26 protein-coding genes and 1 pseudogene are annotated in these 25,265 nt (G+C 68.9%); 14 read left to right on the top strand and 13 right to left on the bottom strand.

The features are described 5' to 3' along the window. Window positions 1-22: 22 nt before the first annotated feature. Complete coding sequence (locus ACFWN2_RS23915) at window positions 23-544, bottom strand: HNH endonuclease (RefSeq protein WP_382430757.1); 522 nt, start codon at window positions 542-544, stop codon at window positions 23-25. Window positions 545-641: 97 nt separating this feature from the next. Between ACFWN2_RS23915 and ACFWN2_RS23910 the strand changes: the two genes are divergently transcribed. From ACFWN2_RS23910 to ACFWN2_RS23890, 5 genes and pseudogenes are all read left to right on the top strand, one after another. After that, complete coding sequence (locus tag ACFWN2_RS23910) at window positions 642-1,193, top strand: hypothetical protein (RefSeq protein WP_382430755.1); 552 nt, start codon at window positions 642-644, stop codon at window positions 1,191-1,193. Between the two features lie 33 nt (window positions 1,194-1,226). After that, window positions 1,227-1,760 carry an ADP-ribosylglycohydrolase family protein gene (locus tag ACFWN2_RS23905; RefSeq protein ID WP_382431181.1) on the top strand — a complete coding sequence of 178 codons (534 nt, stop codon included), beginning with the start codon at window positions 1,227-1,229 and terminating at the stop codon, window positions 1,758-1,760. Window positions 1,761-1,847: 87 nt separating this feature from the next. Further along, window positions 1,848-2,665, top strand: a pseudogene (locus ACFWN2_RS23900) (PEP/pyruvate-binding domain-containing protein); the annotation flags it as partial. A gap of 150 nt (window positions 2,666-2,815) precedes the next feature. After that, window positions 2,816-4,363 carry a PEP-utilizing enzyme gene (locus tag ACFWN2_RS23895; RefSeq protein ID WP_382431179.1) on the top strand — a complete coding sequence of 516 codons (1,548 nt, stop codon included), beginning with the start codon at window positions 2,816-2,818 and terminating at the stop codon, window positions 4,361-4,363. Window positions 4,364-4,373: 10 nt separating this feature from the next. Continuing rightward, window positions 4,374-5,030: an EcsC family protein gene (locus ACFWN2_RS23890; protein ID WP_382430753.1), complete on the top strand. Its 657-nt coding sequence runs from the start codon at window positions 4,374-4,376 to the stop codon at window positions 5,028-5,030. Here ACFWN2_RS23890 and ACFWN2_RS23885 read toward each other — a convergent pair. After that, complete coding sequence (locus tag ACFWN2_RS23885; protein ID WP_382430751.1) at window positions 5,027-5,785, bottom strand: hypothetical protein; 759 nt, start codon at window positions 5,783-5,785, stop codon at window positions 5,027-5,029. The two genes, ACFWN2_RS23890 and ACFWN2_RS23885, sit on opposite strands and share 4 nt — an antisense overlap. A 282-nt stretch (window positions 5,786-6,067) precedes the next feature. Between ACFWN2_RS23885 and ACFWN2_RS23880 the strand changes: the two genes are divergently transcribed. From ACFWN2_RS23880 to ACFWN2_RS23870, 3 genes are all read left to right on the top strand, one after another. Then, complete coding sequence (locus tag ACFWN2_RS23880; protein ID WP_382430749.1) at window positions 6,068-7,075, top strand: DUF6923 family protein; 1,008 nt, start codon at window positions 6,068-6,070, stop codon at window positions 7,073-7,075. 212 nt (window positions 7,076-7,287) lie between these two features. Further along, the gene (locus ACFWN2_RS23875; protein ID WP_382430747.1) at window positions 7,288-7,464 is read left to right on the top strand and encodes a hypothetical protein; all 177 of its coding nucleotides are present in this window, start codon (window positions 7,288-7,290) and stop codon (window positions 7,462-7,464) included. Window positions 7,465-7,608: 144 nt separating this feature from the next. Then, window positions 7,609-8,037: a CBS domain-containing protein gene (locus ACFWN2_RS23870; RefSeq protein ID WP_382430745.1), complete on the top strand. Its 429-nt coding sequence runs from the start codon at window positions 7,609-7,611 to the stop codon at window positions 8,035-8,037. Between the two features lie 210 nt (window positions 8,038-8,247). Here ACFWN2_RS23870 and ACFWN2_RS23865 read toward each other — a convergent pair whose 3' ends face one another. Next, window positions 8,248-8,793, bottom strand: a complete 546-nt coding sequence (locus tag ACFWN2_RS23865; protein WP_382430743.1) for an SRPBCC domain-containing protein — start codon at window positions 8,791-8,793, stop codon at window positions 8,248-8,250. Next, the gene (locus ACFWN2_RS23860; RefSeq protein WP_382430741.1) at window positions 8,777-9,124 is read right to left on the bottom strand and encodes an ArsR/SmtB family transcription factor; all 348 of its coding nucleotides are present in this window, start codon (window positions 9,122-9,124) and stop codon (window positions 8,777-8,779) included. Before ACFWN2_RS23860 ends, ACFWN2_RS23865 begins: the two co-directional genes overlap by 17 nt. 79 nt (window positions 9,125-9,203) lie before the next feature. Between ACFWN2_RS23860 and ACFWN2_RS23855 the strand changes: the two genes are divergently transcribed. From ACFWN2_RS23855 to ACFWN2_RS23845, 3 genes are read left to right on the top strand one after another with little or no spacing between them, the layout of a single operon-like run. Next, window positions 9,204-9,620, top strand: coding sequence for a hypothetical protein (locus ACFWN2_RS23855; protein WP_382430739.1), 417 nt, complete (start codon window positions 9,204-9,206; stop codon window positions 9,618-9,620). Window positions 9,621-9,665: 45 nt separating this feature from the next. Further along, window positions 9,666-10,631: a DUF3500 domain-containing protein gene (locus ACFWN2_RS23850; RefSeq protein ID WP_382430737.1), complete on the top strand. Its 966-nt coding sequence runs from the start codon at window positions 9,666-9,668 to the stop codon at window positions 10,629-10,631. Next, on the top strand, window positions 10,609-11,295 hold the full coding sequence (locus tag ACFWN2_RS23845) for an endonuclease V (RefSeq protein WP_382430735.1): 687 nt from the start codon (window positions 10,609-10,611) through the stop codon (window positions 11,293-11,295). The genes ACFWN2_RS23850 and ACFWN2_RS23845 overlap by 23 nt, the downstream gene beginning before the upstream one ends. Here ACFWN2_RS23845 and lspA read toward each other — a convergent pair. From lspA to ACFWN2_RS23830, 3 genes are read right to left on the bottom strand one after another with little or no spacing between them, the layout of a single operon-like run. Continuing rightward, window positions 11,267-11,752: a signal peptidase II gene (gene lspA / locus ACFWN2_RS23840; protein WP_382430733.1), complete on the bottom strand. Its 486-nt coding sequence runs from the start codon at window positions 11,750-11,752 to the stop codon at window positions 11,267-11,269. The two genes, ACFWN2_RS23845 and lspA, sit on opposite strands and share 29 nt — an antisense overlap. A 49-nt stretch (window positions 11,753-11,801) precedes the next feature. Further along, window positions 11,802-12,269, bottom strand: a complete 468-nt coding sequence (locus ACFWN2_RS23835) for a YybH family protein (protein WP_382430731.1) — start codon at window positions 12,267-12,269, stop codon at window positions 11,802-11,804. Window positions 12,270-12,273: 4 nt separating this feature from the next. Continuing rightward, window positions 12,274-13,572 (bottom strand): 6-phospho-beta-glucosidase, encoded by a 1,299-nt coding sequence (locus tag ACFWN2_RS23830; RefSeq protein ID WP_382430729.1) that lies wholly within the window; start codon window positions 13,570-13,572, stop codon window positions 12,274-12,276. 335 nt (window positions 13,573-13,907) lie between these two features. On the opposite strand from ACFWN2_RS23830, the gene ACFWN2_RS23825 reads away from it, so the two are divergent. After that, entirely contained in the window at window positions 13,908-15,932 is a 2,025-nt protein-coding gene (locus tag ACFWN2_RS23825) for a UvrD-helicase domain-containing protein (RefSeq protein ID WP_382430727.1), read from the top strand. Here ACFWN2_RS23825 and cutA read toward each other — a convergent pair. After that, a complete protein-coding gene (gene cutA, locus ACFWN2_RS23820; protein ID WP_382430725.1) occupies window positions 15,915-16,211 on the bottom strand; it encodes a divalent-cation tolerance protein CutA in 297 nt (98 codons plus the stop codon). The genes ACFWN2_RS23825 and cutA overlap by 18 nt on opposite strands. 14 nt (window positions 16,212-16,225) lie before the next feature. Then, window positions 16,226-17,227 (bottom strand): adenosine deaminase, encoded by a 1,002-nt coding sequence (gene add, locus ACFWN2_RS23815; protein ID WP_382430723.1) that lies wholly within the window; start codon window positions 17,225-17,227, stop codon window positions 16,226-16,228. Window positions 17,228-17,334: 107 nt separating this feature from the next. Between add and ACFWN2_RS23810 the strand changes: the two genes are divergently transcribed. Together ACFWN2_RS23810 and ACFWN2_RS23805 are read left to right on the top strand one after the other, a co-directional pair. Then, a complete protein-coding gene (locus ACFWN2_RS23810) occupies window positions 17,335-19,134 on the top strand; it encodes a Xaa-Pro dipeptidyl-peptidase (protein ID WP_382430721.1) in 1,800 nt (599 codons plus the stop codon). A 172-nt stretch (window positions 19,135-19,306) separates the two neighbouring features. Next, a complete protein-coding gene (locus tag ACFWN2_RS23805; RefSeq protein WP_382430719.1) occupies window positions 19,307-20,347 on the top strand; it encodes a DUF4192 domain-containing protein in 1,041 nt (346 codons plus the stop codon). On the opposite strand, the gene ACFWN2_RS23800 is transcribed toward ACFWN2_RS23805, so the two are convergent. From ACFWN2_RS23800 to ACFWN2_RS23785, 4 genes are read right to left on the bottom strand one after another with little or no spacing between them, the layout of a single operon-like run. Next, complete coding sequence (locus ACFWN2_RS23800; RefSeq protein ID WP_382430717.1) at window positions 20,317-22,314, bottom strand: S9 family peptidase; 1,998 nt, start codon at window positions 22,312-22,314, stop codon at window positions 20,317-20,319. The two genes, ACFWN2_RS23805 and ACFWN2_RS23800, sit on opposite strands and share 31 nt — an antisense overlap. Window positions 22,315-22,320: 6 nt before the next feature. Continuing rightward, on the bottom strand, window positions 22,321-23,283 hold the full coding sequence (gene galE / locus ACFWN2_RS23795; protein WP_382430715.1) for a UDP-glucose 4-epimerase GalE: 963 nt from the start codon (window positions 23,281-23,283) through the stop codon (window positions 22,321-22,323). Window positions 23,284-23,319: 36 nt separating this feature from the next. Further along, window positions 23,320-24,495: a galactokinase gene (gene galK / locus ACFWN2_RS23790; protein WP_382430713.1), complete on the bottom strand. Its 1,176-nt coding sequence runs from the start codon at window positions 24,493-24,495 to the stop codon at window positions 23,320-23,322. Further along, complete coding sequence (locus ACFWN2_RS23785; protein WP_382430711.1) at window positions 24,492-25,187, bottom strand: iron dependent repressor, metal binding and dimerization domain protein; 696 nt, start codon at window positions 25,185-25,187, stop codon at window positions 24,492-24,494. The genes galK and ACFWN2_RS23785 overlap by 4 nt, the downstream gene beginning before the upstream one ends. Window positions 25,188-25,265: the final 78 nt, after the last annotated feature.

Genomic DNA, 25,265 nt, shown 5'->3' with positions numbered 1-25,265 from the left:
CTCTAACAGAAGTTGGGGTCCGTCACGGCAGTGTGATGCCGTGACGAACCGCCAGCTTCTTCTCGATCTCCGCGATCACGCACGCGATCGTCGACGGGTTGAGCCGCCCCTCCCCGAAACGGACGACGGTCTTCGCGAACTCGTCCGCCGCCAGCGCCCGGCACTCCGCGTTCAACGAGCGGTGGTCGACGGGCGCCCCCTGGAAGCACTCCAGCGGCTTGCGGCCGAAGATGACCTCGAACTCCTCCCAGCCCCTCAACGTCCAGTAGGTGTCGTTGACCGCCACGGACGTCGCGCGCAGCCAGCGCCACAGGTACTGCGGATCCACGTGGCTCGGCGACTCGCTGACGCATCGCCCGCACAGCAGCACGACGTTCTCCGTGGCGCGAACGCCACCCATCGACGCGGGCACGACGAGGTGTTGCTCCAGTGAGGACCTGTAACCGCAGCGCCAGCACCGTTCGTGGGCGGTGCTCCAGTCGATGACGAGGTCGACCTCGTGCTCGACCCAGTACGCGACGATCTGCCGGTTGGTGATGCTCAAGTGGTCCTCCCCAGTCGTTGCCTCCCCTGTCGGTCGTGAAGGCGATTCTGTTTCGCCCACTCGCAACTGATAGAACATCTCGCATTAAGGGGGAGAGATGCCTTCGTTCGACGACTTACGCCGTTACCTGCTCGGACAGCTCAACGCCGCTGTCCGGCGTCCCGGCATGTACGGCGGTGAGGCGGTGATCCTCACGTTGCTCGACGCGCTGGCGTTCGCCGACGACCGCACGGAGCGGTGGCAGAACGAGCTCGAGGTGTTGGTCAAGCGCGGCGCGGCGAACGCGGCCATGGTCAGCGGCGCCGTGCACGAGGCGCTCGGCCACCGCAGCGAGGACGTCATGGCGTCGGTATACGCGGATCTCGCGCACCGGCAGGGCTGGCTCAGCCTCGACGCGGACAGCCGCATCCCCGGCGTGCTGAGCGAGCACGACTGCCTGCTCGACGACGTGATCGCCGAGTACGGCGAACCGCCGTTGTGGCTGGGCGGCACGAACCCCAAGTACTCGAAGACCCTCGGCTACCCGGACAGGTCGGGGTCGCTGGTGTTCTTCCACTTCATGCCCGAGATGCGGCTGATGGCGACGAGGCGCGGCGACGGCGGATTCCGCGACAGCTTCGTCTTCACACCGGCCGGGCTGTCGCGCTGAACGCACGCGTCCACCACGAGACAGCGCGTCCAAATCCACGCGACCAGCGCAGGCCGAACCGGTAAAATCGCAGGTGATGCGCATAGTTCTGCACACTCGTGCGCGCCTGGACCTCGCATACGCCTCGCTCGACGGCCTCTCCGTCGGCGACGCTCTGGGCGCACAGTTCTTCATGGTCGGCCGCTCGTTGCCCGACCTCGTGGCCGGCAAGCCGCCACGGGGCCACCACGTGACCTGCTCGGCGCCGTGCTCGACCACCTCGAAGACTCGTTCGTGCGCAAGGGGATCGAGAAGGCACGCAAGATCGGCAACGCCGAGGAAGCGGCTTACGTGCTCGGCAACGGTTCGCGCGTGACGGCGCAGGACACCGTGCCGTTCACGCTCTGGGTCGCAGCCCATCACCTGGACGACTACGAAGCGGCGATCACGGCGTGCGTCCGGGCCGGGGGAGACGTCGACACCACGGCCGCGATCGTCGGCGGCATCGTCACGGGCCCGCCCGACGACTGGCGGCGCGCCCGCGAACCCCTCCCGGACTGGGCACGCCGCTCTGATCAGCTTCTTTGACTCGGCGGAGTGATTTATTCATCACGTGTTGAGTTTTTGGCCGAACGCTCGTAACCTCCTCTTCAGGCGGAACCTGGAGGGGTAACCATGGCGCTCACCATCGGCTTCAAGTCCATCGATGGCACGATGCTCGCCACCGTGGGCGGCAAGGCCGCGAACCTCGGTGAGCTCACCAGGGCCGGCCTGCCGGTGCCGCAGGGCTTCTGCGTCACTACGGACGCCTACCGCGCCGTCGCGCAAGCCGACGAACTGGCGGGCACGACCCCGGACAACGCCCGCAGGACGTTGCTGGAAACCCCTGTGCCGCAAGAGATCTGGGACGCGATCGTCGCTGAGTACCGCGCACTCGGCGACGACACGCCGGTCGCCGTGCGGTCCAGCGCCACGGCCGAGGACCTGCCGTTCGCGAGCTTCGCGGGCCAGCAGGACACGTTCCTCAACGTCGTCGGCGAGGACGCGGTGGTCGACGCCGTGCGCCGGTGCTGGGCCTCGCTGTGGACCGACCGCGCGGTCAGCTACCGCGAGACCAACGGCATCGACCACACCACGACCTACCTGGCCGTTGTCGTGCAACGGATGGTGCAGTCCGCGGTGTCCGGCGTGATGTTCACGGCGAACCCGTCACCGGCACGCGCGACCAGATCGTCATCGACGCGAGCCCCGGACTCGGCGAGGCCGTCGTGTCCGGCGCGGTCAACCCCGACCACTTCGTCGTCGACGGCGGCGAGATCGTCGAAAAACGGCTGGGCGACAAGAAGTTCGTCATCCGCTCGCTGCCCGGTGGCGGCACCGAGCACCTCGAGGTCGGGGAGTCCGACGAACAGTGCCTCACCGACGGGCAGATCCACGCGCTCGCCGTCCTCGGCCGCAAGGTGCAGCGGCACTACGGCTCACCGCAGGACACCGAGTGGGCGATCGACGACGACGGCGAGCTGCACCTGACGCAGACGAGGCCGATCACGACGCTGTTCCCGTTGCCGGACAACGTGGACGGTGGCGCTCACGCGTACTTCTGCTTCAGCCTCGCGCAGGGCCTCGAACGCCCGATCACGCCGATGGGACGCGCCGCGTTCCGGGAGATCGCCAAGTCCGCCTTCGAGATCGTGATCGACGACCCGCAGAGCCAGTCCTATGTGGAGAGCGGCGAGCGCATCTTCTTCGACGTCACCAAGGTGTTGCGGAGCAAGGTCGGCCGCGAGTTCGTCACGCGCCTGCTCGGCGTGATGGAGGCGCGCTCGTCGGAGGTGCTGCGAGGTCTGTTCGACGACCCGAGGTTCGCGATCAGGAACTCCTCGCCCGCACCCGCGTTGAAGCGCGTCTTCAGGCTCGCGCGCCGGTTCCACGTGCCCGTCACGGCGGTGAAGGCACTGGTGAACCCCGAAAAGGCCGTGCGCACCGCGTTGCGGATGGAGCGCGACGTGTTGGAGAAGTCCGCCGGACTCTCCATCGAACAGGCGCTGCGGCAGTGCACCGTGCCGGTGCTGCCCAGGCTCGCGCCCACCGCGCTGATCGGGTTCGCGATGCTCGGCCTGGTCGGCAAGGTCGTGCGGACGAAGCCGGGGGAGCTGCAGACCGTCCTGCGCGGCCTGCCGAACAACATCACCACCGAGATGGACATGGCGATGTGGGACCTGGCGCAGGAGATCCGGCACGACCCGGTCGCGCTGCGGCAGTTCCGCAACGGCGAACGCCCGGCCGCGCTCGACCGCTTCCTCACCCGGTGGGGCCACCGCGCCGTCGCCGAGATCGACCTGGGCCTGCCGAGGTGGTCGGACGACCCGGCGCACGTCGTCGGCGTCGTGAAGAACTTCCTTCGCCTGGAGGACGACCAGGCCCACCCGGACGCGGTCTTCGCACGCGGCGCCGCCGAAGCCGAGGCGATGATCGAGACGCTCGCCCGGCGTGCGCGGGGACGTGGCTGGTTCGTGCGCTTCGCGTTGCGCCGCACCAGGTTGCTCGCCGGCCTGCGGGAGTACCCGAAGTACCTGATCATCACCCTGTTCGGCGCGTTGCGGAAGCGCCTGGCCGAGATCGGCGCCCAGCTCGCCGCAGACGGTCGTCTCAATGCCGCGGACGACGTGTTCTTCCTGAACTTCGAGGAAATGCGCTCCCCGCAAGGAGATCTGCGCACGCTCGTGGCCGGGCGCCGTGAGGTCTACGACCGCGAGATGCGACGCAGGCACATCCCGCGCGTCCTGCTGTCGGACGGCACGGAACCCGAAGCCGTGCACCACGGCACGCCGGTCGAGGGCGACCTGGTCGGCACGCCGGCGTCGGCGGGCACGATCACCGGCATCGCCCGCGTCGTCATGGACCCCGTCGGCGCGCACCTCGAACCCGGCGAGATCCTCGTGGCGCCGTCGACGGACCCCGGCTGGACACCGCTGTTCCTGACGGCGGGCGGCCTGGTGATGGAGATGGGCGGCGCGAACTCGCACGGCGCGGTCGTGGCCAGGGAGTACGGCATCCCGGCGGTCGTGGGCGTGCGCGAGGCCGTGACCCGGATCAGGACGGGGGAGCGGATCACCGTCGACGGCAGCACGGGCGCGGTGACGACGCCCGACTCCCCGGTTGAGGTCTCACCGCGCCCGGTGGACGCGTAATGTCGGGATTGTGGCTGAGTCCAAGGGTGAGCTGAACAAGGTTCAGCAAGGCATCGCCGACTACCTGCTGCGCGCCGGTGTGGACGGCTTCGGCCCGTTCAAGAGCGCCCGCGAGTCCGCGTCCGACGCGCTGGTCAAGAGGGGTGACGAGACCGCCGCGATCAAGCACCTCATCCGCACGCACGTCGCGCTGGCGGGTGCGCAGGGGTTCGTCACGAACCTCGGTGGCCTGATCACGCTGCCGGTGTCGCTGCCGTCCAACGTCGCGGCCACCTACGTCATCCAGACGCACCTCATCGCGTCCATCGCGTCGTTGCGCGGCCACGACGTGGACAGCGACGAGGTGCAGATGGCCATCCTGCTGTGCCTGCTCGGCAACGCCGGAACCGAGCTGTTCAAAAAGGTCGGCATCAAGCAGTTCACGAAGAAAGCCGCGTCGGCGCTCATCACGAAATACGGCACGAAGAAACTCGGCACGGTCGTGGCGAAGGGTGTTCCGCTGCTGGGCGGCGTCATCGGCGGTGGCGTCGACGCCGCCTCTACCAGAGCGGTCGGCTCATTCGCAAATCGCTACTTCACTTCCACGAACCCCTTGCCGAACGTGATCGATGGCGAAGTGCTGTCCGTGCAGATCGAGGAATCGGACGGAACGACCGATTCGCGCTAACTCAGCCTGTCCAGCGCGGAGCTGAACGCGTCCGACGGGATGAGCACGCCACCGTCGAACGGGTTCTGCAGCTGATGGATCGCGAACAGCAGCAGGACCAGCGTCGAGGTCAGCGTGACGGTGATCAGCAGCTGTGAGGTCAGGGTCGGCCCGCCGAACAGGTACGGGAACAGCAGCGACAGGCCGGTCCCGATCAGCAGCGCGAGCCATACGACCGGGTTGACGCCGTTGTCGGCCGCGTCCAGTCGTTCCTGCCTGGCCTGGTAGACCGCCCAGAGCTGGTTCGCGGCCTCGGCCTTGCGGTCCTCCTGCCAGCCACCGTTCGGCGCCGCCGCCGAGATCGTGTCCCTGAGCCGGTTCAACGTGGTCCAGCCCTGGTTGTCCACGCTCTCGCCGTCACGCATGCGGGGCCATTCGTCCTGCACGACGGTCGACACGTAGTCGCGGATCAGTTCGTCGACGGTGGACTTCGCGGGCTCGGGCAGCGAGTCCGACGCCCAGTCGACCGCGACCAGCGCGTTGGCCTCCTTCTGCACCTGCTCCTCGGCGCCGTTGGCCGCGTCGAACAGGGAGATCAGGATGAACGCGGCGAGCACGACGTGCAGGCCGGCGACGATGCTGAACACCGAGCCGCCTGCGCCGAGGTTCTTCTCGCCCACTTCCTCCGAGCCGAACCGGCGGGTGATGACGACGAGAACGGCGGAGATGACCGCGGCGCCTAGAACCCAGAGTGCGCCGCTGACGTAAATGCTCAATTCGGCTCCTTTCTGGTGTGGGATTAGACCACGGTCTACTGTGACCGGTACAGCACGGTCTGGTTAACGAGCAATGGTCAGGTGGGAATGCGCGGCGACGGCAAAAATACCCGGTTGTCGTATTGGGCTGCTCCATTCCGGTTGCGACGGAATACGTTCGCGCTGGGTGGGGTCGCGTCCCTGCTGGCGCTTTCCGCGCCGTTCACCAGCGCCGTTGCTCATGCCGCCGCGCCGAACTGTGACGCTTATCAAGTGCGTTCATCCCATCGTGGAGAACTCTCGATGTTCACGAAAGTGGACGCGTCATCCGGTGGGGTGACAGAAATAGCCCGCCTGGGCTACGCGGTGAACGCACTGGGGTACTCGGCCGCGCTGGGCCGGCTGGTCGGCATCACGTCGAAGGGGCATCACTGGTGGAAGAACCCCTCACACGTCGTGCTGATCGACACCAAGGGCGTGGTCAACGACCTCGGACCCGTTGACGCGCACTGGTTCCGCACCGACGACGTGTCGGCGGGCGCGGTCGTCGGCACCACCTTCTACGTGCGCGACTACGCCCGGTTGCACGCCATCGACATCGACCCCGCCAGCCCGTCGTACCTCAAGATCGTGCGGACCGTCGTGCTGGACTGGCCCGCGCTCGCGCTCGACGACTTCGCCGTCGACCCCCAGACGGGAGGGCTGACCGGGGTGTCGGCCGCGGGCTGGGGACCGGCCGAGGTCGTGTCGTTCGACCCGTCGACCGGGCGGGTGCGGAGCAGGACCGAGATCGCCGGACTGCCCGGCAGGTCCACCTACGGCGCCGTGGTGATTGACGCGGTCGGCACCGTCCACGCCATCAACAACGGCTACCAGGGCAGCAGCCGCTTCTACCGCGTCACGGGCACCACGGCCGTCGAGCTGTCGACGGGTCCGCAGATGGGCCTGATCGACGCGGCGGGCTGCCTGCCGAACCCGATGCCGCCCCGCGTCGAACCTCCCGCCCCGCGTCCCGAGGTGCCGGCGCCCCCGCCTCCCGCCCCGCCCGGCTCGACCCCGGCTCCAGCTCCGGCGCCCGTGCCGGGGCCTCTGTCGGTCGTGCAGCAGCCTTCGGTCGCCACTCCCACGCCGCCTGACGCTTCGCCGCAACCGGTGCCGGCACGCGTCGCGAGGCAGAAGACCCAGGTCCGCCAGGAACTCGCGCTCGACCCGGAGACCACACCGATGACCAAGTCCCGCAAGTGGGCGATGGTCACCGTCATCATCGTGATGCTCGGTGCCGGTGCGGCCGCCGCGCGCGCACGGGGGTAGTTGTCGCCGGATTAATTCGGTTGGCGTGAGGCGGCGACGTCGCTAGCGTTGCGGGCATGTACTTCATCTGATGAAGCCTTGCAGCGCTCTCGACGCTGCCCTCGCGACCTCGTCGTCGCGCTCCACTCCGGGTGACCCACGCGCGGGTCAATCTCTCACGGCCGTCGTCGCGCCGTGCCCTTTGCACACCCTCTTCGCGAGGAGGCTTTCGCATGCCTGACAGCACCCAGCCCGATACCACCCAGCCCGAGCCGGGCAACCGCGCCGCGCGCCGTGCGCAGAAGCGGGGCAAGCAGGACCAGAACACGCACTTCCAGCTGCCGCAGCAGCGCGTGCCGGTGGTCCAGCCGCGCCAGTTCGCGACCCGTCGCCGCGGGGGAACCGCGTAGCCGACGCCGAACCAGGCGCGACACCAGCAGGGGACGTGGTCTTTCGACCACGTCCCCTGCTCTCTTCGTGGGTTCGATCTCCCGTTCTGTCCGAATCCGATCTAGCCTGAGTTGCTACCGGACCGACAGGATCGGAGGCGCCAGATGAGGATCACTGACGTTTTGCGCACCAAGGGATCGGCGGTCGCGACGATCGCACCGGACGTCCCGGTGTCCGAACTGCTCAGAGCGCTCGCCGAACACAACGTCGGCGCCATCGTCGTCGTCGGCCCTGCCGGCGTGGAGGGAATCGTGTCGGAGCGCGACGTCGTGCGCCGACTGCACGAAACGGGTGTCGACCTGCTGTCCTCTCCCGTCTCGGCGATCATGACCGCCGACGTCTTCACGTGTTCCCCGTCGGACACGGTCGACAGCCTCACCGTCGTGATGACCGAACGGCGCTTCCGCCACGTGCCCGTGCTGTCCGACGGGCGACTGGTCGGGATCGTCAGCATCGGCGACGTGGTGAAGAGCCGGATCGGACAGCTCGAACAGTCGCAGGACCAGCTGCAGGCCTACATCGCCCAGGGCTGACCCACACCCGCCACGACGCTGGATCGGGTGAATCTTCTTCTGGACGGCACCTCGTCCACCGAGGCACGCGACCGCGTCGCTCGCCTCGGTGGCGCCGGTGTCCTCTTCGGACGGCCCGTTCGGACTGCCTGTTCGGACTGCCTGTTCGGACTGCCTGTTCGGACTGCCTGTTCGGACGGCCCGTTCTGACTGCCCAGCCGATCGGGCAGGTCAGACGGCCCGGTCGATGCCGGGCGGCTCGGGGACGTTCTCCGTCTTGGTGCCCGCCGGCATCGCCCACATGAACGTGCGCATCATCGCGTACTGGACCTTCAGGCCATTGCCGACGTCGCCGGACTCCACGACCTGCTTGAGCGCGGCGAGAATGCCCTTCCAGGTCGCGTCGACCTTGTCGAGCCGCTTGACGCCCTCGGGCCAACCGGTGTTGCGCAACGTCACGCGCGTGCCACCGTCGACCTCTTCGAGCTCCCACGAGACGACGGTCCACGGGTCGTCGCGCATCGTGAGCCGCTGCGTGTGCGAGAGCAGCCGCGGCGGATCGACCTCGACGACGCGGCCGACGACGAAGACCCGTTTCCCGTCGGTCGACCGGTAGTACAGCGGCGCGCCCGGTTCGAGCGCGGAGTCGAGAATCGCGTCCATCATGGCGCGCTGCTTGCCGTCGAGTCTGGTGATCTCCGCCCACACCTTCTCGATGGGCGCGGCGATCACGATGCTGTGCAACAGCTCGGTGCCGGGGTCAGCCAACGTCCTCATCCTCCTGTTCGGCGCCCTCGACCGTCAGCTTCAGGCCGACCAGCGCCGCTGCCCAGTTCTGCTCGTAGTGCGTGACCCACCGCTGATGGATCTGCTGGATGGGCACGGGATTCAGGTGGTTGACCCGCTTCCGGCCCCGCGGCTCCACGAGCACCAGATCGGCCTCGCGGAGCACACCGAGGTGCTGCATGACGACGTGCCGGCTGGTCTCCAACGCCTCGACCAGCTCGCCCGTGGTGCGCGGGCCCGTGCGCAGGACGTCGAGGATCGCGCGCCTCAGCGGGTTCGCGAGGGCGCGCCAGACGGCGTCGTCATCATGTGGCAACTTCATTACGTAAGGTTTTTAACACCCGTGGACCTCCGTGTCGAGCACCTGTCACAAGTCGACGCCGTACGTCGTCCGTAGCGACATGAGCATTCTTCGCGGAGGTCTCGTGTTCCTCGCCCTGGTCCAGGCCGTGCAGGGCGGGTGGCCGCTGTTCGCGCCTCAGGGCTTCTACGACAACTTCCCACTCCCGTCGAACCCCTGGGTGGCGTACTTCCCGCCGTTCAACGAGCACCTGCTCCGGGACTTCGGCGCCCTCAACCTCGCGTTGTGCGCGGTGTTCGTGTTCGCCGCGGTGACGATGGAACGCAGGCTCGCCCAGGCGGCGCTGGTCGCCTACCTCGTGTTCGCCGTCCCGCACCTGGTCTTCCACCTGAACCACCTGTCGCACATGCCGTTCGTCGACCAGGTCGGCAACGTCGTGTCGCTGACCGCCGTCGTCCTGATCCCGCTGGCGCTACTGCCTCTGACGCGGAAGGTCGGCGTCGTCGCCACCCGGTGACGGTTCTCGGCTGCTGCACGCCGTTAAGGCCTATAAGTTCGAACGATGCTGCACGACGTCGCCGACGCCACGCGCCAATATATTAGTTTGCTCGCCGGTGACCAGCGCGAACAGGCGATTCGCGCGGTCACCGACGACGACCTGAGGCACCGCTGGTCGTATACACCCGGTACACGCGCTGGACTCGTGCTCGGCGAGCTCCAGCGAGAACAGCGCAAAGCGGTGCACGGCATGCTCGCGACCGTCCTCAGTCCGCACGCCTATGCGCAGGCCGCGGCGGTCATGGCGTTGGAGGACGTCCTCGACCACCGCGAAGGCGGCAACCGCGACCGCCACAACGGCGACTACTGGACCGTCCTCTTCGGCAAGCCCGGCGGCGACGACCCGTGGGGATGGCGCATCGAAGGGCACCACCTGTCCGTCAACGTCGTCGTCGCCAACGGCCGCGTCTCGGCGACACCGTTCTTCCTGGGCGCGAACCCCGCCCGCGTCACCTACCGCGGCCGCGTCGTCGGCCAGCCGCTGAAACTGGAAGAGGAACTCGCCCGCGAACTCCTCGACCGCATGGGCCCGACCGCCCGCCGCCTGGCCGTCGTCGCCGACACCGCCCCGCACGACATCCGCACCGGCAACGCGCCACGCATCAGCCCGACCGAACCCGTCGGCGTGACGCCGGCCCAACTCGGCAAGCCCGCAGCCGAGCTGCTCGTCGACATCGTCCGCCTCTACCTCGACCGGCTCGCCTACGAACTGGCCGACGAGGAGTTCGCCCAGATCGACCAAGAACGACTGCACTTCTCGTGGGAAGGCTCGCTGCGCCGGGGCGAGGGCCACTACTACCGCGTCCAAGGACCCGATCTGCTCATCGAGTACGACAACACCGCCAACGAGGCCAACCACATCCACACGGTCTGGCGTCGCCATTCAGGTGACTTCGGCGACGACCTGCTCGCCGCCCACCACGACGCGTCACGGCACACTGTCGCCCGTGGAGTGGCCCAGAACGGTTGACGACGCCGTCGCACTGCAAGAACGCCTGCGCACCCAGGTGATCACCACCAGCGCGCCCGACCTGCGCATCGACACCGTCGCCGGCCTGGACGTCGGCTACCGCGACAACGACAGTGGCGACGGCGGCGGCGACGACACCGTCGTGGGCGTCTGCGTGGTGTTCGACGCGACGACGCTGGCCGTCCTCGACGAGGTCGTCGTCGAGGACACGACGGACTTCCCCTACATCCCCGGCCTCTTCGCGTTCCGCGAGATGCCCGTCCTGCTGCGCGCACTCGATCGCGTGACCGTCGCGCCCGACCTGCTCGTCGCGGACGGCCAAGGGCTCGCGCACCCGCGCCGGTTCGGACTGGCGTGTCACCTCGGCGTGCACACGGGCATCCCGAGCATCGGCGTCGCGAAGAACGCGATGGGCACGTTCGAACAGCCCGGCCACGCCCGAGGATCGACGACCGACCTCGTCATGGAAGGCGACGGCGACGACGTCGTCGGCAGGGCACTGCGAACCCAGGACGGCGTGAAGCCCGTCTTCGTGTCGGTCGGCCACAAGGTCGACCTCGACCGCGCGTGCGCCGAAGTGCTGCGCCTGGCTCCGCGCTACCGGCTGCCCGAGACGACCCGCCGCGCCGACACGCTCACTCGGCAGGCTGCTTCGTCGGGGTGAAGCTCATCAGCACGAGCAGGATGGCGCCGCCGACGAGCGCGATGTCCGCGACGTTGCCGACGAACCAGCCGTTGTAGTCGATGAAGTCGACGACGTGCCCGCGCGCGAAGCCCGGCGGCCGGAACAGCCGGTCGAGCAGGTGCGTCGTCGCACCGCCCAGCATCAACGCGAGCGCGGCCGCCCTCAGCTTCGTCTGCGGCTGCAGGCCGTACCGGGCGAGCAGCACGACCGCGACGGCGGCGACGATGGTGAAGATCCACGTCGACCCCGCGCCGATCGAGAACGCGGCACCGGGGTTGTAGAGGAGCCTGAACTGCAGGAACTCCCCGAGCACGGGAATGGGCGCGCGGCCGGTCAGCGCGCTCTCGGCCCAGAACTTCGTGGCCTGGTCCAGCAGCAGCACGAGCACGGCGATGCCCATGACGAGTGGCACGCGGCGAGAGGTGGTGGTGTCCATTTGCGGTCGAGCGTAGTTAAGAACACCGCCGCTCGGCATCAGACCCTCGTCACTCCTTGAACGCGTCGACGTCGTCGATGTCGATCGCCGCCACAAAGTCCTCCTCCAGCGCCGCCGGCCGTTCGTCGGTGTCATGGTCGACGAAGACGCGCCACCGCCCGTCGGTGCGTCGCGAATACGTGTGGAAGCGGCCGTAGAACGTGCGCCCGTCGCCGTCCGCACGCGTCGACACGAGCCGGAAGAGACCCCGCTCGCTCGCGACGTCGTCCGCCGCGATCCGCTCGACGAACCGGAACGAGATGCTCACCGAACTGCCGCGGCCGGCGAGCTCGGCGAACCACTTCTCGATCTGGTCCGCGTACTCGGAGAACCTGATGAGCTGCTTCGCCGGCCCGCCCGCGCGGATCAGCTCCGGCGAGTGCAGCGCCAGGAACGCCGGCGCGTCCAGTCGTGAGTAGGCGAGCGCGAACGGGTGCCAGACGTCGTCGTTGAGCTGCCGCAACAGGTCGGTGTCCACGACCTCAGAAAGTAGCGCGGAAGACTCCCGCCAGGAGCGGATGTGAGTCAACGATCTTGCGGGCGACGCTGACGGAGTCGACGAGCGGGTGCAACGCGAGCGCCTTCACCGCGTGCGCACGCTCGCCGCTGATGGCGGCCTTGATCGTGGCGCGTTCGACGACCTTGAGCGCGGTGACGAGCCCGACGCCCTCGTCCGGCACCTGACTGACCGACAGGGGCCGCGCGCCGTTCGCGTCGACAAGGCTCGGCACCTCGACGATCGCGTCGGCGTCGAGGCACGACAACGTCGTCCCGTTCGGCACGTTGAGGATCAGCGTGGCCCGCTTGCCGGACGCGATCGCGTGCATGAGATCGAGGGCGACCCGTTCGTAGCCGCCGCCGTCGAGGTCGTCGGCGTCGCGTTCGTCGTCGCGGGTCTCCGCCATGTAGGTCTGCTCGCGTTCGAGGCGGGTCCGCTCCCAGCTCTCCCACGACGGCGCCGCGTAGAACCGCTTCTGCTGTTCCAGCAGGAACGCCCCGCGCGACGCGCCGGACTCCACCGCCTCACGCGTGAAGTAGTAGTAGTGCAGGTACTCGTTCGGCACAGCACCCAACGTCCGCAGCCAGTCCGCGCCGAAGAGCTTGCCCTCCTCGAACGACTCGAGCCGCTCGGTGTCGGCGAGCAGGTCCGGCAGCACGTCCCGCCCGCGCACGTGGACACCGCGCAGCCAGCCGAGGTGATTGAGCCCGGCGTAGTCGAGCCAGGCGTCCTCGGGATCGGCGCCGGCGGCACGGACGACGCGCTTGCCGAGGCCGACGGGGGAGTCGCAGATGCCGATGACGCGCCTGCCGAGATGCGCCGACATCGCCTCCGTGACCATGCCGGCCGGGTTCGTGAAGTTGATGACCCACGCGTCCGGCGCGTGCACTGATATACGACGTGCGATGTCGAGCGCAACCGGCACGGTACGCAGCCCGTATGCAACCCCGCCAGCGCCGACGGTCTCCTGGCCGAGCACACCGCATCCCGCCGCGACGCCCTCGTCGGCCGCGCGCCCGTCGAGCCCGCCGACGCGGATCGCCGAGAACACGAAGTCCGCCCCGCGCAACGCCTCGTCGAGGTCGGTCGACGACGACACCGCCGGCGCGTCCGGCACACCGGCCGCGAGCTCGGCGAGCACACCACCGATCGCCGCGAGCCTGGCGGCGTCGACGTCGTGCAGCACGACCTCGGTCACGCGGCCGGGCGAGCGATCCGTGAGCAACGCGCGGTAGACGAGCGGTACGCGGAAGCCGCCCCCGCCCAGGATGACCAGCTTCATGCCTCGACCACGCCCATTCGGCCCTCTTCCGCAGTGCGACCCGCTCCGCCGATCCTACATTTCCAGGTGCGGTGAACGGCGAATTGCCGGGGTGGCGCCACAGAGCTGCCGGGATTCTCTCGCGGATCGACGCAAGCCTGTGCGCGGAATGAGCACGACGGATGCCGCAGACTGCGTCGTAGCAGATCAAGACGTGCTCGACGGTGTGGTCCACGCTTCGTCACGGGATCTCCCGAGGGGTTCCGCGTGCGACCGAAGCGTGATACAAAGAATGGCTTTGCATTTTCGGAATGAATTTTCCGGGAAGACAGAATTATTGTATCACAGGGGGCAAGGTGTTGGCGAGCGAACAGGCACGGATCACCTCTCTGTATGAAAAGCTCGACAAAGAACGGAACAAAGCGGCCGCCGATCTCGCGGCCGCGCTGCGGGACACCGTCACCCAGCGGCTGGACCGCGAGGCCTTCGTCGAGGTGCTGACCAGGGAAGTCGGCAAGTACCGGGCAGCGGAGGAAGGGCTGTGCTTCGGCCGCATCGACTCGGAGCAGGGCGACCGCGCCTACATCGGACGCGTCGGGCTGTTCGACGACGACTTCGAGCCGCTGCTGCTGGACTGGCGCGCTCCGGCGGCACGGCCGTTCTACACGGCGACCGCCGCGAATCGGGAAGGCGTCGTGCTGCGGCGGCACTTCCGCGTTCGTGACCGGGAGTTGCACGACTTCCACGACGACGAACTGCTGACCGACGCGACCGCACTGCTCGACGCCCTCAACGCGCCGCGGACGGCGACGATGCGCGACATCGTCTCGACGATCCAGGCCGAGCAGGACGAGATCATCCGCTACTCGGGTTCGGGTGTGCTGGTGATCGAGGGCGGACCGGGCACGGGCAAGACCGCCGTGGCACTGCACCGCGTCGCATACCTGCTGTATACGCGTCGTGAACGCCTGTCGCGGCACGGTGTCCTGATCGTCGGCCCGAACACCGGCTTCCTCCACTACGTTGGCGACGTCCTGCCGTCGCTGGGCGAGACCGACGTCGTGTTCGCGACTCCCGGTGAGCTGTACCCCGGCGTCGTGACAGACGTGGAGGACACCCCGTCGTTGCAACGGCTGAAGGGCCACACGTCGGTTCTGGACCTGCTCGCCGTCGCCGTCGCCGACCGGCAGGAACTTCCCGACGAGCCCGTCGAGATCGAGCTGGAGGACGTCGTCGTCCCGCTCGATGCCCACATCGCCGCCGTCGCCCGGGAGAAGACGCGCTACTACGGGCTGCCGCACAACGCCGCCCGCAAGTACTTCTTCCTCGCGCTCGCCGAGGAGCTCGTCGCGCCGGCGATGCGACTGATCGGTGTCGACTGGCCGGAGATCGAGGAGGACGTCCGCCACGAGCTCCGTCACAGCTCCGCGTTGCTCGACGCCGTCAACAGGCTGTGGCCGCTCCTCACGCCCCAGCAGCTGCTCGCGGACCTGTACGGAGGCCGCTGCTTCCGGATCGGCGCACCGGAGCTGTACCGGCCCGACGCCGAGGCGTGGACGGTGTCCGACGTGCCGCTGCTCGACGAACTCGCCGACCTGCTCGGGTCTGACGGCTCCGCGGAGCGCGCTGCGATGCGAGAGGAGGAGGAACACCTCGAATACGCACGCGGCGTCATGGACGTCCTGTCGATCGACAAGCGAGCCGACTCCGACGAGTACATCGTCACGGACTTCGTCAACGCCGAGGTCCTGGCGGCCCGGCACGAGGTTCGCGACCGGCGCACTCTCGCCGAACGCGCCGCCGACGACCGGACGTGGACCTACGGCCACGTCGTCGTGGACGAGGCGCAGGAACTATCCGCGATGGACTGGCGCGTCCTGCTGCGCCGATGTCCCAACAAGTCCATGACGGTCGTCGGCGACCTGGCCCAGCGCCAGGCGGCCGGCGGCATGCGGAGCTGGGGATCGGTGTTCGAGCGGTTCACCTACCGCAGGCTGGAGGTCAACTACCGCACTCCCGGCGAGATCATGGCGGTCGCCACCCCGGTCCTGAAGCTCGTCGACCCCGACGCGTCGGCACCGGTCTCGGTGCGCGAGGCCGGCGTCCGCCCCTGGGCTCGCCGCGTCACCGACATGTCAGCGGTAGTGCGCGACGAACTCGACGCCCACGCGAACTCAGGCGACGACCGCACGATCGCCGTCATCGGCGAAGGCTGGATGCCGCCGCGCGCGTCGAAAGGACTGGAGTTCGACGTCGTCCTCGTCGTCGAACCGCAACGCATGTCGCCCAGCGAGCTCTACGTGGCGCTGACGAGGGCGACACAGCGGCTCGGCGTCCTGCACACCGAACCGCTGCCGCGTCACCTACGAGGTCTCCTCTGAGACCCACGCGAGGTAGTCGTCGTTGCCTCCGGTCACGGGGGTGACGACGACCTCGGGCACGTCGTAGGTGTGCTGAGCCTTGATGTGCGCGACGAGTTCGTCGACGCGGATGGTGGACGTCTTCACGACGCACTGCCATTCCGCGTCGACGCGCACCTCGCCATCCCACCGGTAGACGCTGCGGATCGGCACGATCTGCACGCAAGCGCCCAACCGGGCCTCGACGATGCCCTTCGCCAACGACTCCGCGACCTCGGCTGAGTCCACGGTCGTCGTCACCACACTCGCACCACTCACAGCGCGTCGATCTCCTTCAACAGTCGGTCCTTCAGTTCGGCCGGCGCGTACGACGCCCGCACCGCCGCTCGCGCGAGGCCGGCGAGCTCGCCGCGGCCGAACCCGAAACGCTCGTGGCACAGCAGGTACTCGCGGTCGAGATCGGTGTGGAACATGCCGGGGTCGTCGGTGCTGATCGTCACCGCCACCCCGCCCTCCACGAGCCGCGGCAGCGGGTGCTCGTCCAGCGACGTCACCGCGCCCGTGCGGATGTTCGACGTCGGGCACACCTCCACCACGACGCCTTCGTCGGCGAGACAGCGCACCAGCTTGGGGTCCTGCACCGCGCTCACGCCGTGCCCGATCCGTTCGGCACGCAGATCCCGCAGCGCGGCCCAGATCTCGCTCGGCGGAGTGGTCTCACCGGCGTGCGGCACCATGTGCAACCCGGCGTCGCGCGCCACCGCGAACGCCTCCCGGAACCTCGACCTCGGCGAGTCCGACTCGAACCCGCCCAGCCCGAACCCGACCAGCCCCTCCGGCCGGTGCCCGGTCGCGAACCGCGCACTCGTCATGCCCCAGTCGCGGTCCCACACACCGGGAACGTCGAAGATCCACTGCAGCACCACGCCGTGCTCGGCGAGGGCCTCGTCCCGCCCCGCCTTCAACGCCGCGACGAGTTCGTCGGGCTCGATGCCGGCACGCAGGTGGCTGGTCGCGCTGATCGTCAGCTCCGCATAGCGGACGTTGGTCCGTGCGGCGTCGCGCGCGTATCCGACGACGAGCGTGCGGACGTCCTCACCGGTCGTGACGAGGTCATTGACGATGCCGTAGACGTTGATGAAGTGCCGGAAGTCCCTGAACTCGTAGAACTTCCGCAACGCGGCCTCGTCGACCGGCACCCGCCCGCCGGGGTGGTTGCGCGCGAGCGCGAGAACCGTCTCGACGGAAGCCGCGCCCACGAGGTGGACGTGCAGCTCGGCCTTCGGCAGTGCGTGGACGAAGTCGGAAATGTGCACGGTCCATGCTCTCAGGTCAAGGGCCATTCGACGGGTGACATGTCTTGCAGTCAAAGGAGAGGGTGCAGGCGAATCCCTGTCTCTGGCTTCCGCATTGGGGGTGCCTCGTGAGGGGCGCACGAAGAGTTGCACTGCTGACAGCGGTGCTGGTTCTGCCATTCCTGCCCGCCACGGCCCAAGCCGCCGAGGGGCCGGTGTTCCAGGACGGCGAGGCGCAACCCGTCTTCGATCCGAAGGACGTGGTGAAGGAGAGCCTCTGGGTCCGGGCGCCGGTCGACAGCGACCGCGACGGCAAGGACGACGAGGTCTACACCGAGGTCGTCCGCCCGCGTGCCACCGAACGCGGCCTCAAGGTCCCCGTCGTCTACATGGTCAGCCCGTACTTCTCGGGCGGCAACGACGTTGCCAACCACAACGTCGACGTCGAGCTGTACGTGCCGGACAAGCGCAACGGGCGTTTGCTGAAGTCCTCCGCCGACGAGCGCATGACCGCCGCCCTCGGCCCGAACCCGATCACCTCGGGCCGTTACGAGGCCTACTTCATCGCACGCGGATACGCCGTCGTGTACGCCGAATCCCTTGGTACCGGCAAGTCGACGGGCTGCCCGACGACGGGCGACGTCAACGAGACGATCGGCGCGCGTGTCGTCGTCGACTGGCTCAACGGCCGTGCGTCCGCACGCACCGCCACGGGCGAGGCCATCAAGGCGACCTGGTCCACCGGCAAGACCGGAATGATGGGCGTCTCCTACAACGGAACGCTGCCCAACGCCGTCGCCTCCACGGGTGTGCGCGGCCTCGAAGCCATCGTGCCGATCGCCGCGATCTCCAGCTGGTACGACTACTACCGCGCGGACGGCGCCGTCGTCGCACCCGGCACCTTCCAGGGCGAGGACGCCGACGTGCTCGCCGAGTACGTCTACACGCGCGCGGACCGGGAGATCTGCAAGCCGATCCTCGCCGAGATCGCGAGGGACCAGGACCGCGTCACCGGTGACTACAGCCGGTTCTGGGACAAGCGCAACTACCTCAACGACGTCCGCAAGGTCCGCGCGGCCGTGCTCGCGGTGCACGGCCTCAACGACTGGAACGTCAAGATGACGCACGTCGAGCAGTGGTACTCGGCGTTGAAGAAGGTCGGCGCGCCGCACAAGATCTGGCTGCACCAGTCCGGGCACACGGACGCCGACACGCTGCGTTCGGTCGAGTGGCGGCGCACACTCAACCGTTGGTTCACCCAGTACCTCTGGGGCCACCGCAACGGTGTCGACAAGGAGCCGAAGGCGACGATCCAGCGCGAGGACAAGACGTGGGTCGACGAGAAGGACTGGCCGGCGCCCGGCACGTCCGACGTGCGACTGCGTCCCTCGGCCGGCGGGTCCGAGAAGGGCGGCCTCGGGGTTCTGCCCGGTCGCGGTGTCGAGAAGCTGACCGACGACGCGACCAAGACCGCTGAGTCGCTGATCGACCTGGCGACGTCGCCGAACCGCCTCGCCTACAGCTCGGCGCCGGCGAAGAAGCCGCTGCGGTTGTCCGGCAAGTCGACGGCGAACCTGCGGATCGCGTTCGACCGGCCCGCGGCCAACGTGACGACGTTGCTCGTCGACCGCGCGCCGGACGGCAGGTCGCACGTCATCACACGTGGCTCGACCGACCCGCAGAACCGGGAGCGTCCCGACAGGACGTCGCCGATCAAGCCCGGCAAGTTCTACGACGTCGAGGTGCCGATCGTGCCGGACGACTACGTTCTGCAGACCGGTCACCGGCTCGAGTTCGTCGTGATCTCCAGCGACTACGACTACACGCTGCGCCCGAAGCCGGGTGCCGGCCTGTCGCTGGACCTCACCCGGACCTCCCTTGAGCTGCCGGTCGTCGGCGGCTGGCGCACCGTGCTCCAGACGTTCTGACGTGGTGCCGCGCTTCGGTCCGCCGGGCCGAAGCGCGGCAACCTAGCACCCACCCCCGACAGAACACCGCTCCCGAGCGGCCCAAGATCTCAACCTGTCCACAACCGCCGAGTTGTCCACAACTTCGCGGCCACCCCGCCTCACCACCGCGCCCACCGTCCACAGTGGGCCCATGCCCTCAACCCTCTCGAAGCCGATCCGGGTTCGGGACGCCGGCGATCTCTACGCCGCGATCCCGCACCTGATGGGCTTCCACCCAGCCGACTCACTGATAGTGCTGGTGCTGAAAGACCATCTGGTCAGCATGACCATGCGCGTCGACCTTCCACGCCCACGACATAGAGGCCTGCTCGCGGCCCAGTTGGAAAGTCCGCTGCTCGAACAGGACGCGACAGAAGTGATCCTCGTGGTCGTGTGCGCGCCAACAGAGCACATGCCCGAGGAACTGCCACACGCGTCACTGGTCACCATGCTCAACCTCCGGCTGGGCGGCGTCGGCATCGACGTCCTGGAGGCCGTGTGGCTGCCCTCGTGTCAGAAGGACGCGCAGTGGCTCTGCTACCTCGACGTGGACTGTCACGGCACGTTGCCGGATCCCCAGCTGTCCGCTGTCGCCGCAGCGTCGGCACACGAGGGCAACGTGACGTTCGAGTCGCGGGCCGCCATGGCGGCGATCGCCGCGCTGGACCCGCCTGACGCGCTGGAACGCAGGTCCACGTTGCTCGACGAGCTCATGACGGCCACGGCCGACCCCGACCCGCGAACCGAACTACGTCGGGTCAGCGACGCGATCGATGCCGTGGAACACCGCAAAGGATCCTTGCCGGACAAGGACGTCGTCGCTCTGGCGAGGGCGTTGGCGGTGCCCGAGGTGCGCGACGCGAGCATGGGGTTCGCGGTGCAGCCCAGATCCAGGCTCGCCGAACGCCTGTGGCTCGAGCTCGCCAGGGCCTGCCCCGCGCCGGAACGAGCGGAGCCCGCGTGCCTGCTCGCGTTTTACGCCTACCAGCGTGGCGACGGCGGGATCGCGTCGATCGCGCTCGACGCCGCCGAGGACGCCTGTCCCGGCCACATGCTGAGCAAGCTGATCCGTTCCGCCGTCAGTGCCGCTTTCCCGCCGTCGGAGATGCGGGCGCTGGCCGTGAAGTACCTGACCAGCGCCCATGAGCTGCTCGCCGGCACTCAGAGCAGTTCGGGCCGCTCCCAGTCCTGATCCAGGACGTGCTTGGCCAGGAACGCCCACACCGTCTCGTACCAGACCTGAGAGTTGCCGGGGGTGAGGATCCAGTGGTTTTCGGTTGGGTAGTAAAGATATTTCGCCTCGACCCCGTGTCGGACGAGGTCGAAGTACAGGCGATGCCCCTCACCGATGGGAACCCGGTAGTCCTTGTCCCCGTGGATGACGAGCATCGGCGTCTTGATGTCCGCGACCCGCAGGTGCGGGGAGTTGGCCAGGACCCGCTCCGGATGCGTGAGGGGATCGCCCATCTCCCGCATCCAGAAGTAGGAGCTGTCGGTGCCGCCGGAGAAGGCGTCGAGGTGCCACAGGGACGCGTGGGTGACGATGGCGCGGAACCGGTCGGTCTGGGTGGCGATCCAGTTGGCCATGTAGCCGCCGAACGACCCGCCCATCGCGGCGGTCCGCGTGGCGTCGATGTCGGCTCGCTCGACGGCGACGTCCGTGATGGCCATGAGGTCCGTGTAGGGCTCAGCGCCCCAGCGGCCCCAGCCGGCCTTGATGAAGTCGGGTCCGTAGCCGGTCGACAGTGCGGGGTCGGGCAGCAGGACGGCGTAGCCGCGAGCCGCCATGAGCCACGGGTTCCAGCGCCAGGTCCAACCGTTCCAGCTCATGACGGGGCCGCCGTGGACCCACAGGAGCAGGGGCGCGGGCGAGTCGGCGGACACGCCTTCCGGCAGCACGAGCCACGAGCGGACGGTCCTGCCGTCGGCGACGACCGTGGAGATCTCGGTGAGCGTGCCAGGCACCGACGGGAGAGCGCCGGGCGCGGGAAGCCGTTCGGGATCCTGGTCGGATCCGGTGACGGAGAGCCGCACCGGCTGAGGCGGGTGGTCGACCGAGTTGCGCAGCGCGTACAGCGTCTCGCCGTCCGGGCTCACGACCAGATCGCTGTAGTAGCCGGACACCGTCAGCTTCGTGATCTCGCCGGTCGCGAGGTCGAGCCGCCACAACGGCTGGTGGCCGAGATGGCTCGCGGTGAAGAAGACCGCCGACCCGTCCGGGCTCACCACCGGATGGTCCGGCGCCTCCTGGAAGTCGGGCGCCAGTGGCGTGATCGAACCGTCCGCCAGTTCAACGCGCACCAGGTCGCGCCGGAAAGGCGAGTCCAGAGTGGACTCACGCGTGCGGATCGCGATCACGGCGGACGAGTCCGGCGTGAAAGTGGCGCCGTGGAAGGAGAAGCCGTCCTCGGAGGCGATGACCCGCGGTTCGCCGCCGCTCGTGGCCACGACCCGCAGTTCGGTCCGGCGGCCGTAAGCGGCGCTGACGTCGACGGCGTGGCCGTGGACAGCCCACTTGCCGTCCGGGCTCAGCTCGACGTCCTCGTCGCTGAGCCGGCTCGCGGAGTCTTCACTGAGAGCGGTGACCGCGGAGACATCGGCGAGAGGAGCCGCGAACAGGCGCGGGTAGGCCGGACCCAGGTCCGCGTCCCAGTACCTGATCGGGTACGACTCGTGCAGGATCGCTGTCACGCCTGCATCCTCACGGGCCTTGCGCTTGGCGTCGTCCTCGTCGCCGAACTCCGTGAAGCGGTACGCGGACGACGTGAACAGCACCGTCTCGCCGGCGACGCGGACCTGACCGACTCCGCCACCGGGCCGGAGCACTTCGGCGGCCTCACCGCGGACCGGAAGCCGCCACAGCGCCTTCTTGTCCTTGGACTCGCCCGGCTTCGCGAGCGGGTCCGGGCGGGCCGACAGGAACAGCAGCGACCCGTCCGGTGCGAACACGGGGGAGGAGTCGCCCTTGGCGGAGCGGGTGAGCCGGACGGCCTCCCGTTCCCCGGTGGGATCGACCTCCCAGAGAGCGCCCTGCCACGTCTTGCCGTCCGGGGCGAGAGTGGACACGACCGTGACGAGCCGGGTGCCGTCCGGGGACAGCGCGAGCGACGCGAGCCGCGGGGTGGCGTTGTAGCTCTCGAAGGAGGCGAAGTCGGTCATCCCGGCTCAGGCCCCGTGCCGGGCGCGGGTGAACTCCCACGCGTCGCGGACGATGCCGGTGATGTCGGCGCGCTCGGGCTTCCAGCCGAGGTCGGCGCGGGCCCGCTCGGCGGAGGCGACCAGGACGGCCGGATCGCCGGCGCGCCGGGGGGCGACGACGGCGGGGATGGGGTGGCCGGTGACCTCGCGGCAGGTGTCGATGACCTGCTTGACCGAGAAGCCGGTGCCGTTGCCCAGGTTGTAGATCCGGTGCTCTCCGGCGGTGGCGTTCTCCAGCGCGAGGAGGTGGGCGTCGGCGAGGTCGAGGACGTGGATGTAGTCGCGGACGCAGGTGCCGTCCTCGGTGGGCCAGTCCTCGCCGTAGATCGAGATGTGCTCGCGCTGCCCGAGCGCGACCTGCAGCACGAGCGGGATGAGGTGGGTCTCGGTCGCGTGCCGCTCGCCGATGCTGCCGTAGGCGCCGGCGACGTTGAAGTACCGCAGGCTCGTCGCCGCCAGGCCGTGCGCGGCGGCGTACGACGTGATCGCGTGGTCGATGGCCAGCTTGGTGGCGCCGTAGGTGTTGGTCGGCGCGGTCGGGGCGGTCTCGGGGATCGGTACCTCGCGCGGCTCGCCGTACGTCGCGGCAGTCGAGGAGAAGACGAGCTTCGGCGTGCCGTGATCCTTCATCGCGTCGAGGAGCTGAATCGCGGTAAGGACGTTGCCCGTCCAATACTTGCCGGGGTCCTGCATGGACTCGCCGACGAGGGACTTCGCCGCGAAGTGCAGAACTCCGTCGAATCCTTCCGCGAGGACATCGCCGATCACCTCGGCGATGTCACCCCGGATGAAGCGCGCTCCCGCGGGGACGGCGTCCTCGTGCCCGGTCGAGAGGTCGTCGAGTACGACCACCTCGTGCCCGGCTTCGAGCAGCCTGGCAGCGCACACGCTGCCGACGTATCCGGCCCCGCCCGTGACGAGCAGCTTCACCACAGTCCTCGCATTCCTGGTCAAGATCGTTCTTGGCTACCGGTCCCTGCCCGCACCCGCGGACGGAACCGCCGTGAAGAGCCTCGGCCGCGTGAGCGAGCGCGAGGAGAAACCGGCGAGCACGGACCGCTCGACCTCGTCGTGCCGTTCGACGGGCACGAGGGCGATGGCCGAGCCACCGAAACCGCCACCGACCATCCGGGCGCCCAGAGCGCCGGCCGCCATCGCGGAGTCGACGGCGACGTCGAGCTCGGGGCACGAGACCCGGTAGTCGTCCCGCAGGCTGGCGTGGGAGCCCGAGAGGAGGGGGCCGACCTCGGCGAGCGCGCCCTTGCGGAGCAGCTCGACGGTGCGCAGGACCCTGTCGTTCTCGGTCACGACGTGCCGCACCAGCGGACGCAGGTCTTCGGGCAGCCGGACGAGCGTCTGGTCGAGCTCGGCGATGTCGACGTCGCGCAACGCGGGGATGCCGAGGATTCCGGCCGCGCGTTCGCACCCCGCCCGCCGGGCGCCGTAGCCGCCGTCGACGAGCGCGTGGCTGGCGCGCGTGTCGATGACGAGGACCTCGAGCCCGCTGGCAGCCGCGTCGAACGCGACCTGCTCAGACTTGCCGGAGCGCACGTCGTAAAACAGGGCGTGCGCTTCGACGCAGCACAGCGATGCCGTCTGGTCCAGGATGCCGGTCGGCGCGCCCACGAAGTCGTTCTCGGAGCGCTGCACCCAGCGCGCGATGTCCGGCCGCTCGGCGTCGACGCCGGCGAGGCCGAGCAGGGCGAGCGCGACAGCGCACTCCAGGGCGTGCGAGGAGGAGAGACCGGCCCCCGCGGGCACGTCGCCCGCGATGACGAGGTCGGCGCCCGCGATGACGTCGATCCCCTGCTCACGCAGCGCCCAGGCGACTCCACCGGGGTACGCGGCCCACCCCTTGACGGTGCCGGGGACTAGGTCGGCCACCACGACCGGGTCCGCTGCCTGCAGCCCGCCGTCGTCGCCCATCGTGCTGACGGTCATGACACCGTCGGTGCGGGGCGACGCCGCGACCGCGATGCGGTGAGGCAACGCGAACGGCAGCACGAAGCCGTCGTTGTAGTCGGTGTGCTCGCCGATGAGGTTGACGCGGCCTGGGGCCGACCAGACTCCCTCGGGAGCGCGTTCGTGCAGGCGCTCGAACGCCTCTGCCGCCTTCGCGGCCGGTGTCGTCGCCTGGGTCACCGGGCGAGCACCAGGACGGCGTGGGCGACCGCGGGGTCGAGCTCTGCCGTGTTGCCGTTGCCGCCGCGCACCTGGATGACCTTGGCGCCACCGAGCGCCTCGACCTCCACGGTGCCGCCCGGCACCACGCCGGCGTCCTTCAACTCGGCCATGAGGTCCGGGTCGAGCTGGACGTGCTCGGCGATGCGGCGGATCTCCACGCGGCCACCACCGCGGCGGGCCACCTCGTCCACGCGCACCAGGTCCGCCTCGGCGGGCGGGGCGGGCTCGCCGTCACCCAGCTTGTCGAGACCGGGGATCGGGTTGCCGTAGGGCGAGGTGGTGGGGTTGCCGAGCAGCTTGATGAGCTTGCGCTCGACCGCCTCGCTCATCACGTGTTCCCAGCGGCACGCCTCGCTGTGGACGTGCTCCCACTCGAGCCCGATGATGTCCACGAGGAGGCGCTCGGCGAGCCGGTGCTTGCGCATGACGGCGATCGCGAGGTTGCGGCCCTGCTCGGTGAGTTCGAGGTGGCGGTCCTCCGCCACGACGACCAGGCCGTCGCGTTCCATGCGGCCGACGGTCTGGCTCACCGTCGGTCCACTTTGGCCAAGGCGCTCGGCGATGCGGGCGCGCAGTGGCACCACGCCCTCTTCTTCGAGCTCGTAGATCGTGCGGAGATACATCTCCGTGGTGTCGATGAGGTCGTTCACACCCGCTCCCCTTCGTATGGCGTCAATGGTAGTCGTGCCGGGGGACACAGGTGTCCGCGCGGGTGCAGGATGTGAGCC

It is taken from the genome of Lentzea sp. NPDC058436, from assembly GCF_042721515.1.
GTDB lineage: Bacteria > Actinomycetota > Actinomycetes > Mycobacteriales > Pseudonocardiaceae > Lentzea.
The sequence above is the reverse complement of the archived record's forward strand: the minus strand, read 5'-3'. Positions and strand labels throughout refer to the sequence as shown.